Source organism: Geomonas terrae, assembly GCF_004791675.1.
Classification (GTDB): domain Bacteria; phylum Desulfobacterota; class Desulfuromonadia; order Geobacterales; family Geobacteraceae; genus Geomonas; species Geomonas edaphica.
In genome coordinates, this window is the sequence record NZ_SRSC01000002.1 from 270,097 (window position 1) to 282,815 (window position 12,719).

The 12,719-nt window shown below is 60.2% G+C and carries 11 protein-coding genes and 1 riboswitch; of the genes, 3 read left to right on the plus strand and 8 right to left on the minus strand.

The window, feature by feature from the left end; translation table 11 throughout:
• Window positions 1–20: 20 nt before the first annotated feature.
• Genes E4633_RS08455 through E4633_RS08470 form a run of 4 tightly spaced genes read right to left on the minus strand, consistent with a single transcriptional unit; the run spans window position 21 to window position 4,427 of the window.
• Window positions 21–1,049, minus strand: coding sequence for a glycosyltransferase family protein (locus E4633_RS08455; RefSeq protein ID WP_135869818.1), 1,029 nt, complete (start codon window positions 1,047–1,049; stop codon window positions 21–23).
• Complete coding sequence (locus tag E4633_RS08460; RefSeq protein ID WP_162604961.1) at window positions 1,039–2,295, minus strand: glycosyltransferase family 4 protein; 1,257 nt, start codon at window positions 2,293–2,295, stop codon at window positions 1,039–1,041. Before E4633_RS08460 ends, E4633_RS08455 begins: the two co-directional genes overlap by 11 nt.
• Before the next feature lie 59 nt (window positions 2,296–2,354).
• Entirely contained in the window at window positions 2,355–3,209 is an 855-nt protein-coding gene (locus E4633_RS08465; protein ID WP_135869820.1) for a polysaccharide deacetylase family protein, read from the minus strand.
• Between the two features lie 3 nt (window positions 3,210–3,212).
• The gene (locus E4633_RS08470; RefSeq protein ID WP_162604962.1) at window positions 3,213–4,427 is read right to left on the minus strand and encodes a glycosyltransferase family 4 protein; all 1,215 of its coding nucleotides are present in this window, start codon (window positions 4,425–4,427) and stop codon (window positions 3,213–3,215) included.
• Between the two features lie 295 nt (window positions 4,428–4,722).
• Window positions 4,723–4,799, plus strand: a riboswitch (cyclic di-GMP riboswitch).
• A 179-nt stretch (window positions 4,800–4,978) separates the two neighbouring features.
• Here E4633_RS08470 and E4633_RS08475 point away from each other — a divergent pair.
• On the plus strand, window positions 4,979–6,070 hold the full coding sequence (locus tag E4633_RS08475; protein ID WP_135869822.1) for a fibronectin type III domain-containing protein: 1,092 nt from the start codon (window positions 4,979–4,981) through the stop codon (window positions 6,068–6,070).
• A 72-nt stretch (window positions 6,071–6,142) separates the two neighbouring features.
• Window positions 6,143–7,867, plus strand: coding sequence for a right-handed parallel beta-helix repeat-containing protein (locus E4633_RS08480; RefSeq protein ID WP_135869823.1), 1,725 nt, complete (start codon window positions 6,143–6,145; stop codon window positions 7,865–7,867).
• Window positions 7,868–7,976: 109 nt separating this feature from the next.
• On the opposite strand, the gene murJ is transcribed toward E4633_RS08480, so the two are convergent.
• Window positions 7,977–9,557: a murein biosynthesis integral membrane protein MurJ gene (murJ, locus tag E4633_RS08485; RefSeq protein ID WP_135869824.1), complete on the minus strand. Its 1,581-nt coding sequence runs from the start codon at window positions 9,555–9,557 to the stop codon at window positions 7,977–7,979.
• A 2-nt stretch (window positions 9,558–9,559) separates the two neighbouring features.
• Complete coding sequence (locus tag E4633_RS08490) at window positions 9,560–10,480, minus strand: O-antigen ligase family protein (RefSeq protein WP_162604963.1); 921 nt, start codon at window positions 10,478–10,480, stop codon at window positions 9,560–9,562.
• A 44-nt stretch (window positions 10,481–10,524) separates the two neighbouring features.
• On the opposite strand from E4633_RS08490, the gene E4633_RS08495 reads away from it, so the two are divergent.
• Window positions 10,525–10,752 carry a hypothetical protein gene (locus E4633_RS08495; protein WP_135869826.1) on the plus strand — a complete coding sequence of 76 codons (228 nt, stop codon included), beginning with the start codon at window positions 10,525–10,527 and terminating at the stop codon, window positions 10,750–10,752.
• A gap of 77 nt (window positions 10,753–10,829) precedes the next feature.
• On the opposite strand, the gene E4633_RS08500 is transcribed toward E4633_RS08495, so the two are convergent.
• Window positions 10,830–11,936, minus strand: coding sequence for a glycosyltransferase (locus E4633_RS08500; RefSeq protein ID WP_162604964.1), 1,107 nt, complete (start codon window positions 11,934–11,936; stop codon window positions 10,830–10,832).
• A gap of 30 nt (window positions 11,937–11,966) precedes the next feature.
• On the minus strand, window positions 11,967–12,704 hold the full coding sequence (locus E4633_RS08505) for a tyrosine-protein kinase family protein (RefSeq protein ID WP_246038049.1): 738 nt from the start codon (window positions 12,702–12,704) through the stop codon (window positions 11,967–11,969).
• Window positions 12,705–12,719 lie beyond the last annotated feature (15 nt).

Below are 12,719 nucleotides of genomic sequence, written 5' to 3' on the forward strand. Positions count from 1 at the left end.
TATTGATTGCTTGATGCGCTCTAGGCATGAGGGGAGGGGGAGGCGCGGTTTTCTTCTCCTGCAGGAACTTCCGTGCAAAAGCCGGCCAGAAAACGGCAGTTCTCCTCCCAGACCGCGACACGTTCCCTGTATATTCGCTCCGCTCCGGCAAGGTACTCGTCGTACTGCTCGATGAGGTGGAGCACCCCGGCCCGGATCGCATCCGGTTCGTTGGCTACGAAGACCGCGCCGCTTGGATAGCTCTCCCGCAGTACGCGCCAGTCCGAGAGCAACATGGGCTTTTGCACCGATACCGCCTCGTAGGCTCCCTGCTGCATGGTGTCCTCCGTGTCCACAAGGACCATCACCGCCTGGCAGGCATGCAGGAGGGCGAAATATTCGTCATCGGGCAGGAACCCGGTGAAGGTGACGTTCGGTGTACTGCTGCCAATCAGTTCCGGGGCGAGGCGCCCGAAGTTTCCTGTCACCAGGAACGAGACCTCGGGGAGCCCCGCCGCGGCTGCGAGTATCTCGGCGACCGGCTCGTCGGGATCGAAGGAGCAGATGACCATGACATGGAAGCCGTCGCGGAGCGCGGTGGGTTTGCCGCACGGTATGTTCATCACGATATCGGAGATGATGCGCGTCTGTGCGCCCCATCCGCGGTACACGGCCTGGAAGGTCTCGTTCGTGATCACCACGAGGGCCGCCCTGCGGGCGACAAGGCGGTGCAGTCCCTGGAAGAGGCGCCACCGCTCCGCCAGCGCGCCGGAATGGCTGTCCATGATGAAGCGCCCCCCGAAAATCGCGCAATGCAGGGCGACCGTCGCAGCCGCGAATACGGGAGGATTGGTGACAAGGATCGTCCCGGGGCGCTTGCGCCAAAGCAAAAGAAGCGTCTTAAAGGTCTGCAACAAGTAGCGAATCGGGGCGTTCCAGGGCGTTCTTTTTTTCAGCGAACAGATGAAATGGCACTCCGCTCCCAGTGCCGCCGCTATGGTCTCGTTTCTCTTGTCGTAGGGAAACCACTTGAGAAAGACAATCCCCCGCTCCGTGCCGTTAGCGTTCATGTGGCACCCCCGCCGAAATCCTGTCTGCGCCGAAAACGTACCTGTCGAAAAGTCTCAGCAGCGGCTCTATGGTGGTACGGTTGTCGAAATCCCGCTCGATCCTCCTGCGTCCGCCCGTCCCCAGGCTCTCCCGCAACTCGTCGTCGCGGCAAAGCGTGCAGATCGCGGTCGCCAACTCCTCCGGAGCGTGCGGCGGTACCAACAGCCCATGCCTGCCGTGTTCGATCAGCTCTTCTTGCGCCGTGCTTCTGGTGGTGATGACCGGCAGTCCCGTCGCCATCGCCTCCATGAGGACGTTGGGAAGGCCGTCGCGTCTGCCGTCATCGGCTATGACGCAGGGAAGGACGAAGATCCAGGCCTCGTGGTAAAACCCGATTAGGCCTTCCTGCGGCACGCTCCCTACGAGCCGGACCGTCCCGGAAAGCCCCAGGTCCGAGATGAGCCGTTCCAGTTCCTCCCGCATCGGTCCCTCGCCGACGATCACGCATTCGAAGTCAGTCAGCTTTTGCCGCAGCAGGGCACAGGCCCTGATCAGGTCCGGGAATCCTTTGGTCGGTCCCAGGCTCCCTACGCTGAGGATCCGGTTGCGAATCCTCGCTTTCTCACCGACCGGCGGGGTGAACTTCCTCACGTCAAGGCCGTGGTAGACGACGTGTATCTTTTCATCACAGGTCTTTTCCTCCCGCGCGATGAACTCTTTGGCGAAGGTGGAGCATGTCGCCACGAAGGCGGCTTCCCTTAGCTTCTCGGGAAGAAGCAGCCGGTCATGCCAGATGTCGTGGGCGTGGCCGGTGAAGCTGTAGGGGATGCCGGTCAGCAGGTGCACCACCCGAGCGACCGAGGTGGACTGCGAGGCGTAGTGCGCGTGGATGTGGGTGATCCCTTCGCGTACCATGCGGCGGGCCAGCACCGCACCCTCCCCGAAATGGGTGAGGCTGCGGACCCGGTCCCGGAAGTTGTTGTGCGTGCCGGTGAGCATCTTGAAAAGGGTGCCTAGGTAGGCGAGGGGGGTGCGGCCGAAGAACCACGCATGGCTCGCCAAAAGCTCGCCGGTCGGTACCGGCAGCAGGTAGGACGTTTCCCCCCGCAGCTTGAGCGCCTCGTCGGAGACCTCCGTTTCGCCCGGCTTGCGCAGTGAATACAGTGTCACCGCAACGTTGCGCCTCTTAAGCTCCATGACTTCGCGATAGATGAAGGTTTCCGTGAGGGAGGGAAAGTAGTTGGCCAGGTAGGCGAGCCTTTTCATGCGGTCTCCGTCGAGTCGTAGATGCGATTGCCGGCAGGACCGTCGCCGGTTGAAGTAGGTCACGGCGTTGGATAACTCTTGAGGAACCTCTGGTAAAAGGCCTGCAGCGGGGCGGTCCATGCGAAACACCCCTCGAGCTTGGCCCGGAATAGCCGCAGGTCGTCATCCCGGCCCACGGGTATCCTTCTCAGCGCGAACACGTCGTCCCTTGGCCTTATGTGCCCCCTCTGCATCGTGCAGCAGCAAACGTAGTCGTTGGCATTCAACGCTTCCCGCAGGCGGGCCCTGAAAGACGGCCAGCGCGGATGGCGCATCGGAAAAGAGTAGGGGAGCGCAAGCGAATGAACCGGGGCCCCGAGCTTGTCCTCGATCGTTCCTTTCGAACGTTCAAGTTCCAGGCACAGCTCGTTTTTTGTGAGGTTCGGGGTGAAGGGGTGCGAATAGGTATGGGAGGCGATCTCGATCCCAGCCTTTTGCAGCTTGCTGACCTGTTGCCAATCCATCGGTTTGCCGCCGTCGCTGCCAAGCCATGGAAAAGGCGTGGAGGCGCCGATATGCCCGGCCGCCAGGAAGACGGTGGCTGGCATTCTGAAGAAGTCGAGCTCTGGAAACGCATGGGTGTAGGTATCGAGATAGCCGTCGTCGAAGGTGACGACTACGCTTTTCTCGGGCGGTTCCTCGCCAGCCTCCACCAGCGCGGCCAGCTCCCTCGCGGTCATCGGCGCATACCCCTCTTCGGTTATGTACCTCATCTGCTCCTGAAATTCGGTAAGCGTTACCGAATCCGGCTGCAAGGGGGCGCTGCCGCCCTCGATGCGGTGGTAGACCAGCATGGTAGCGGCCGGGGCAAGGGGGATGTTAACCAAATTGAGAGCGTCGGACAGCAGGACGGATATTTCTTTTTCCGCTGTCATTTTCTAGGCCCTGTCGGCGCCAGGGGCGGCCGGGTCGATCAATTCTTTCACTATGTTCAGGTAGTTCAGCTGAATGCGGTCCCAGCTGTTGTCCTCGACGAATTTAAGAGATTGTCGAACCTGCCTCTGACGCATTTCCTTGTTCCTGTAGAGATCGGTCACCGCTGCGGCAAGATCCGCGCTATTGCACGGCTCGAAGAACTTCACCATCTCGTCGGTGTAGTAGAAGCTGTGCCCGGCGGTCCTGGAGATTACGATGGGGATGCCGGAAAAGATGTAGTCGAAGGATTTGCTGCTCACCGCCTCGTTGGAGAAGATGAGATTCTTGGTCGGTACTATTCCCAGGTCCGCATCCTTGAGTACCCCGGGAAGCTCGTAAAATGGGACCCCTTCGTGGAAGAACACGTAGCCCTCGAGCTGCAGGGCCTCGCTGCGTCCTTGCAGCGCTTCCAGTAGTCTGCCTCGTTTTGCCGGGTAGATATGAAGCTTTACATGAGGGATGTGCCGCTTGATGAGCGGCATGGCGTCAAGCAGTGTGTCCACTCCGAAGTGCTCCTCGACTGAGCCGTGGTAAAAGAGGTTAAACCGCCCCTCACGCGGTTCGCGCTCGACAAACTTGAAGATCTCGTTGTCCGGCACGTTGAGCATGACGGAGCATTTCTCCGGGGTCGTCGAGCGGGAGATGAGGGCATTGCGCCAGAGATGGGTCACCGTGATCACATGGTCCGCGAAGCGTGCGGCAGCTTTCTCCATGGTCTTCAGCATGCGTACCACCGGATGACTTTCCTTGACGCCAAGTTTGCGCATGAAGAGTTCAGGGCCAATGTCGTGGATATCGAGGATAACCTTCGCTCCGAGCAGCTTTCCGATCACGGTGGTGAATATGGCGGCGTCTGGCGGCGCAGTGAAGTGAATCAGATGGTATCTCTTGCTGAGACTCATGTAGGAAAGCAACAGGAAGGTCTTGTTGAAGAAGAAAAGTAGTCTGGCAAAGTAGGCGAAGGTGCTTTTTTCAGCGCCGTATCGCGGCACTATCTTGCGCACCCTCATGCCTTCATAGATGCTGTCGACCTCCTCACTCGGATGCGCCCTAAGGCATATGATGTCGACGTCGAACCCCCCTCTTTTGAGCGTGATCGCCTCTCGATAAAGCAACTGCGAGAAACACTGGTAGTAAACGAAGCAGGCACGCAGTTGTTTGTTTTCCGATCCTTGCATCATTCCTCCTCCGGCCCAACAACGTCAGCCTGCAAAGGGATCTTCCAGCGCAGTGACACGCAGCCCGCGCGCTGATCCAGAACCGTTTAAAGATTAAAATAATTTCACCGTGCCGAGTATATCTTCACCCCCGGCGGTGTCAAGGGAGTCCCGGAGCAGCGGGCGTCCGAACGGACGGTCGGCCCGACGGTACCGGGAGGGGGCAAAAAGCTGCCCTTAGTGTGACGTTCGTCACCATCAGAGTGGCGGAAGTTTACTAAGCTACACCTGCAACGAACACAAACGAATACGCCGATAACGATAAGACTAGACCACCCGCGAGGGTGGGACGGAAAGCCTATAGGGTCTCACCGAGACAGCCGGGATGCCGAACTATCGCCCACAGACGATTCACGTCTGCCGCCGCAGATCAGGTTCGGTCCATCTGGAGCTCGGGAACACCCCACGCGCCGTTACGGACAACTCTTTTACCTTCAATGACTGCGGCCGACGGCTCCGTCCCCGGCGATACGAGGTACCTCCCGGCCAAACCCAGCACCAGGGAGGTAGAAGTGCAAAAAAAGAAGTGTAAGCTGCCACTGTGGCAACGTTTTCCAGTTAACCCCGCAACATTCCTCACCATTGCCGCCATCTTCTTCGCGTGTATCTCACTCATCCCGGTTTCGAAGGCCTGCGCAGCCCAAACCACGCTGTCATGGTCCGCACCTGCCACGTACTCCGACGGCACATCGATGGCGGTGAGCGGGTACAAGGTCTACCAGGGCACTGCGAAGGGGGCCTACACGGGGAGCGTCGACGTCGGCAACCTGACCAGCTACACCCTCAGCAACCTCGTGAACGGGTCGACCTATTACTTCGCCATTACGGCTTATGACGGGGCCAAGACGGAAAGCGCCTACTCGAACGAAATGTCGAAATCCTTCGGCGCCACCTATTCCATCACGGCCACCTCCGGCCCGGGCGGGAGCATCAACTTCCCCTCTGGCACCAGCGTAAGTACCGCCACCAGCGGCAGTTCCGTAATCAAGACCGCTTCGGTACCACAAGGAGGCAGTCTTAGCCTCTCCATTGCTCCGGCGTCGGGGTACGCCATTTCCGGTGTCACCGTTGATGGTGCCTCGGTCGGTACGGTCTCCAGCTACACCTTCAGCAACGTCACCGCCAACCACACGGTATCGGCCACCTTCGCAGCGACCACCACAGCGACAGGGCACTGGGACGACATCACCACCGGCACCTCCGCCTACCAGGACGCCACGCCGAGCTACATGGAATTCAGCCCGGTGACGGCTGACGCCACCGGCAAGGTGAGCGCGCTGCGGGTTAAAATCTATCAGTATGGTTCCCCGACCGCGATCAGGCTGGCGCTTTACTCGGCTGGTGGCACGAAGCTCACCGAGGGTACCATGACCGTTTCCGCGGCAGGCTACGCAACCGTGTCGGTCCCCGCAGCATCTGTCACACAGGGCGCGACCTACTACATAGCGGCTCAGGCAGCATCGAGCATGCTGTACCGGTTCACCTGCGGGTCGACCACGGGCGGGTACGAGGCGCCCAATTCCTACAGCAGCGGTCTTCCCGCGGCACTTCCGTCGGGCAGATGGGGCGGCAAGCTCCTCAATGCGAGCATGTACATCCAGTAACCCGAAGCCTGTAAGATGAAGTAAAATACGCTAGACTTGACCGCGGTGAAAACCGCGGCAGAAGGAGAAAAGATGAAGAAGTCGTTGAGACTTTCCATGATGTTGCTCGGTTTCATGCTGTTCGGCTATCTGCAGCAGGCCCAGGCAACCACTTACTACGTCGATTTCGACTACGGCAGTGATGCCGCGAACGGCCTTGCCACCACCTCGAGCTGGAAGAACATTCCCGGGACCAAAACCGCCGGCAACGGCGGCTTTCTGAGCGCCGGCGGCTGGAAACGGCTGGTGGCGGGGGACGTGGTGATCGTGAAAGGGGGGAGCAAGCACACCTCGCAGGGCGGCGGCATGATCCAGGTGGACTCCACCTGGTACGACAACGGTACCGCCTCCAGCCCGGTCACCATCAAGGGTGACCCCACCTGGGGGTCCGGTCAGAGCGTGATCGACGGTTCCGGCATCACCGTCCCCAACTGGGCCGGCCTCGTGAACATCTCAAAAAGGGATTACATCGTCTTCGACGGCGGCGCCAACGGCATCAAGGTGCAGAACTCCGGCTACAACGGTTTCCAGACCACCGGCAATTACAACACCCTGCGTAACGTGGAGGTGTACAACTCGATCTGGGCGAACGTGATCTTCGTCTCCCCCAGCTACCCGACCACCTTCCTGCAGGGTGCAACCATCGACCGCGTCGTCGCCCACAAAACCGGCATCAACGACGACTGGGCCGCGAACATCTTCCTTACCTACGTCAACAACGCCGTGATCTCCAACTGCACCGCGTACGACTCCAACACAGGTTCCGACGGTATCCACCTGGGCTCCTGCACCAACAGCTGGGTGCTCAACTGCATCGTGCACAACAACGGCGAGCAGGGTGTCGACGTATCCAAGGACGGGGACAACAAGAACCGCGACGACTCATGGAACGTGACGGTGAGGGACTGCATCGGCTACAGCAACTACAAGCAGAACTTCGACTCCAACTCCTCCTCCCGCGACATCTACTTCATCAACAACACCGCCTGGGATACCGCCGAGAGCGAGAAGGGCGACGGCAACTTCCAGGTGTACGAAGGGGGCAGCAGGGTCTTCTTCATCAACAACACAAGCGCCGCGAGCAACGACTTCGGCTACGGCATCGCCTGGTGGGGGGCCTATTACAACCTCGCTTCCGGCACCTACAACATCTACCTGATCAACAACGTCTCGTCTGGCGACACGGGCAAGAGCGTGCAGGTGGAGAACGACTACTCCGGCAGAAGTTACTCGGTCAAATACTACAACAGCCTTTTCAACTCCACATATGGCGGCTACGTGGTCACCGACAAGTCTGCAAACTACACTTCATCCAACGTAGTCAACGCAAGCGGTGGATGGAACGGGGTGTCCTGCATGTCCTCCGACCCGCTCTACACCTTGCTCGGGTCGACCTGGGACACCACGAACCTGCAACTGCAATCGAGTTCTCCGGCGTTAAACAAAGGGGTCTTCCCTTTCACCACCTCGGCTTCGGGCTCCGGTACCACGCTCACCCTGAACAAGCTGGTAACCGACATCGACGCGCGCATGGTTTTCCGCCCCGGCGACACCATCCAGATCGAGGGGAGCGGCAGGTACCAGATCGCCTCGGTACCGAGCGCGAACCAGATCATCCTCACCACGGCGGCGACCTGGCAGAGCGGCAAAGGCGCATGGATGCCGTGGCCGAACCAAAAGCTCGACATCGGGGTGATCAAGACACCGACTACCACCGTTAAGATCCCCTCCGCTCCGGTGCTTCTCTCCGCATCCTAAGCACCGGTTGAAAGCCGATTGAGGCGGCGTGAGCCGCCGGCACAAACCAAAGAGGCCCCGGAATTTTCTCCGGGGCCTCTTTTTCGTTCACCGCCGCAGCCGAACTTCTTCATTTAAGGAGTGAGCGAGCCGGTTTTCTTTGCCGCATCACGGCGGCTACCCGTGCAACCTGCATGGCCTCTTCGTTTTTCAGGAGTGCCGCCAAGGTGAGGTAGGCGAGAAAGGTGAGTGGAACCGTGATGGCAAGCCTTGCCAGCGGGGCGAGGGGAGGGAGAAAAGCATTTTCCGCCTGGCGCAAAAGCGGCACCGCGACGGCCGCCGCGAGCCCCGAGGTAAGAAGAGAGCGTCCCATCTCACGCAAGGGGAGGGCTACGTACTTCCGGTTCAGGATCGCCAGGAAGGCCGATATGGTGGCCAGGCTCGAGAGGGAATAGGCCAGGGGGAGCCCAAGCTCCGACCAGATTCGCGAGAGAAAAAACGAGAAGGCTAATTGCAGGAGCGCTCCGGCGATGCCGACCTTGACCACCAGCATGGTGTCCTTGTAGGCGTAGAAGACCGGCGTGGTGATGGCACCGATGACGCCTCCGTACATGACCCCGGCGTAAAGGACGAGGCACTGCCAGGTGAGGTGCGAGGAGGCGGCGTCGAACTTGCCGCGCTGGAAAAGAACGGCGATCCCGTCCTCTCCGCTCACCACGGCCCAGCTTATCACCAGCATCATGAAAAAGGTAAGCCAGCGGAAGGTGCCGCCGAAGGTACCGCCGATCTCACCCTCCTCCTTTCGTGAGGCGAGCTCCGAGACGTGCTGCAGCAAAACGATGGATATGCCTGAGACCACCAGGCTGCTGCAGGTGGTCACCAGTTTGAAGGCGTAGGCCAGCGAGGAGATGCTTCCGGCGGTGAACGAGGAGGCTATGAAGCGCTGAATGAGGTCGTCCCCCCGATAGAAGAGCGCGCCGCATAAAAGGGGCATGATAAGCCTGATCACCCTGCGGGTGCCTTGGTCCAGCGGGAAGGGGGAGAGTCGAAAGCGCGGTATGTGCCGCAGCACCGGGACCAGCATGAAAAAGGTGAGGGCGCTGCCGGCAAGGCCTCCCCACGCGGCGGCCTTGATGCCGAACCCCTTTGCGAACAGCGAGACAACGAGCAGTATGGTCGCGCTGTTGGCGACCTGGGCGAAGGCGGGGTAGAGAAAGCGCTTCCGGGCGTAGTAGGTACTGCCAAGTAGTGCTGAGAGGCCGGAGAAGACGATAACCGGTGTCTGCACACGGAAGAAGGAGGCCGCCTCCCCCTTGGTGGCGTTGGCGAGTCCGGGAGCAGTCATCCCTATGACGTCGAGCGCCATGACGGGGCTCAACAAGGTGATCGGCAGGAGCACCATGAGGGAGATGCTGAACATGTCGTTCACTATGCGCCACGCCGCGGATTCCTCCCCGGAAGAGAGTTTCTCCACGAAGACGGGGATGAAGGTGTAGTTCAGGGACCCGCCGAACACCGCCACCACCATGGCTGGTATGGTCAGCGAAACGAGGTAGGCGTCCATCTGCTCGGTGGTGCCGAAGTGGGAAGCGAGGATCACCTGGGTGGCAAAACCGATGGCGGTCGAGAGAAGCGTGCAGAGGGTGATCCCCGCCGAGGAATGCACGAGGCGCCGCACGCCGCGCCTTTGTTGCCCATTCGTGTCATCCATGGTCACTCCTTGGCGGCCCCTTCTGCCGCATTCAGCAGGGCGTCACCCAGCCCGAGCATAAGGAAATAAAAGGAACAGATGATCGATGAGGCCCAGGTGAATTCGACCAGGTTGAGAAAAGCGATACCTACGATGGAGGTGACGATCCAGAGCGCGATGCGTCCCTCTTCGTCGGTGCTGCACCGGGCGAGAGGGTAAAGCTTGATCACCGGCGTCGCGAACAGGAGGATGACGGCGATGAACCCGATGATGCCGGTCTCGGCGAAGACCAGCAGGAATACGTTGTGCACCACGTAGACGAAAGACCATCCGTAGTCCGGGGGGATGTAGTGGTTCATGGCGAACCAGTAGTTATTTATGCCGACACCGGTCACGAAGTGGGCGCGAATCATCCGGGCGGCGATCAGCATCAGGTACCACCTGTCCTGGGCGGACCCCTGGTCGTCCGAGGATATGCGTGAGTCGACGATGCCGGACAACAGCACCACGGCGACGCCTATCGCCAGCAGCGTGTAGACGTAGGGAGGGGGACGCTTGATGCGGGCGCTGCGCACGAAAAGGGCAAGGGCGCTGAGCGCAAAGGTACACCAGCCGCTCCGGGAGAAGGTGAAGAGCAGGGCTGCCGAGCCAAGGCAGAGGATGAAAAAATAAGCGGGGCGATTTGCCTGCTCGTCATGGAGCAGCTTCACCACTATAAGCAGCAGAACCGGTATGATGAAGGCCGCGAGCGCGTTGGGCACCCCGACGGTGCCATGGCTGCGGATCAGATCGCCGAAGCGTGTGAGTGCGGCATGGGTACCGGTGCGCAGGAAGCTGTAGTAATCCTGGGTGAAGAACTGCACCGTTGCCAGGCAAGCTTGGAAGGATAGGGCTGCGATGAGTGCGGAGCAGGCGACCGGGATGTACCGGCGATCCTGGAGCACGATCCGGCTGATGCCGTACCAGCTTTCCGAGCTGGAACACGGCGATGTACCCGAAGACGGACCATATCGAACCGGGGACGGAGATCAGGCAGGCTGCGATGAAAAAGGCGATCGGGCGCCAGAAGATTACTCTCGCACGCGGGCGGGGGAGGTGCAGGGTTTCCAGCTTCCATGCCACGAGCAGGCTCAGAAAGATCAGGTCCGACAGGGTGAGCAGCATCCCCCCGGCCCATCCGCTGAACGCGTCCCTGGATGGCTCGAATAGTGTGTAGTCTATGGAGATCGGTATGGTGAAAATGGCGAGAAAAAGAATAGGCTTGATCATGATTATGCCCCGGTTGCCGTGCCGCTACGCCGGTCTGGCATCGACGGGCATCACTACCTGACGTACCACCGGGGCCAGGCTCTGCAGCGAATACCTTTCCTCGACGGTGCGGCGCGCCTGAGCCCCCATCGCCCGGCGCATCTCTTCGTTGGTTACCAACAGCAACAACTTCTCGCACCACTCCTCGTTGTCCTCCGCCAGGAAACCGTTCACCCCGTCGTTAACCGCCTCAGCATTGAAGCCCACCCGCGAGCAGACGACGGGAAGACCGCACCCCATGAACTGGAGGAGCTTGAAACTGCTCTTGCCGAGCGTGAAGGGGGTCTCCGGCAGCGGCACGATACCGATGTCGAAGGAGAGGAGATCGGACATCTCCCTGGCAGCCTCCCACCTCATGCGGGTATGGGGCACACGAGGCAGCGACACCTCGCCGTTGGTTACGATCCTTATTTCCACCCTCTCACCGAGCCTTTCGCCGACCCGCTCCAAGGCAACCTGCACCAACTCCAGAAACACCGATGTCTGCGGTGAGCCGATCCACCCGATGACCACCTTCGCAGCATGGCCATGTGTCTTTACCGGGTAACTCTCAAGGTCGAGCACCATGGGGACCACCATCACGTTCGCCCCGTGGGGGCGGGCGAAACCTGCGAGGTAATCGTTAGCGACCATGGTTACGTCGCTTAGGCGCACCATTTCTCTCACCGTCTCCCACCCGGGCCTGCGCTCCAGCGGCAGGTTGTAAACCTGACCGGGCTGCTCGGTGAAGACGGCATCGTCGAAATCGTATAGGACTCTTTTGCCGAGCCTTTTGAAGAAACTCCACAACGGAAGCCAGAAGATGTCTTTCTGAACGAAGATGGACCTGCTGCGTAGCCCCCAGAAGAAGGTGCGCCAAAACCACGGGATCCAGAGGTGGCAATGGATCTTCTTGCGCCTGGGTGGCTTCACCACGCGGTACGAGATGTCGTTTCGGTCGAAATCCTGGAGGTACTGGAAGACGCGATACCTGCTGCTTGGAGCGTCGAGGGGATCACCCCGCACCACGAAGAGCACCTGGATGGGCCATCGTGAGCTGACCGCCCGCTCGATCGGGGCGAAAAGCGCGGTCAGTGGAAGCTTCCATTGCATCGTTTCCTCCGGTAGGCCAACTTGAGCCATTCAATAAAGCCGCTTGTAGATGCACTCCGGGATGTGGAAGGTCCTTTTGTTGAAGACGACGCCGAGGATGGCGCCTCCATGCTCGGCGATCCTCATTTTCGCGGCATCAGCTAGACGCCAGCTCCCTTCCGCGGCGAATACCAGGATCACCCCGTCGCAGAACCGGCTGGTGGCGAGGGTGTCGGCAGAGAGTAGGGCGGGTGCCGAGTCGATCAGGACCAGATCGAAGCTCTCTTTGAGTCCGCGAAAGAGTGGAGCGAGTGTCGCGCCGTCCGCGCACCAATGAGGGAGTGAAGCGTTGGGGGCTATCGGTGCCAGATGAAGGGACTGCTCTTCCGCTTCAACCGGGTAGCAGGCCCTCGTCACCGGTTTCCCGTCTGCGATTGCCTCGATCCAGCCATATGGCTCTTCCAGGCCGAAGTGGGCGTGCTGTGAAGGGGCGTGGTGTGCCGCGTCCAGGATCAGAACCCGCTTCTTGAGCATGCGAGTCGCAGCAACCGCAAGCTCGCGAACCACGGTGGAAACCCCTTCCTTGCCCTTGATGCCGATGAACTGGATGACCCTCGGGGCGTGCGCCGGAACAAGGTTGTCGATGCTGCGGCAAAGTGCGAGCATCTCCGTATCCGTCGTGAACCGGCCCCAACCATCTGTGTTCTTCAGCGGGGCGGCGCCTTGCTCCTCGAAACTGCAGGCGTCCGGCTTTACATCGTTTTTGTCCTGCCATGGCCAATGGATCATTTTCAACGCTCGCTC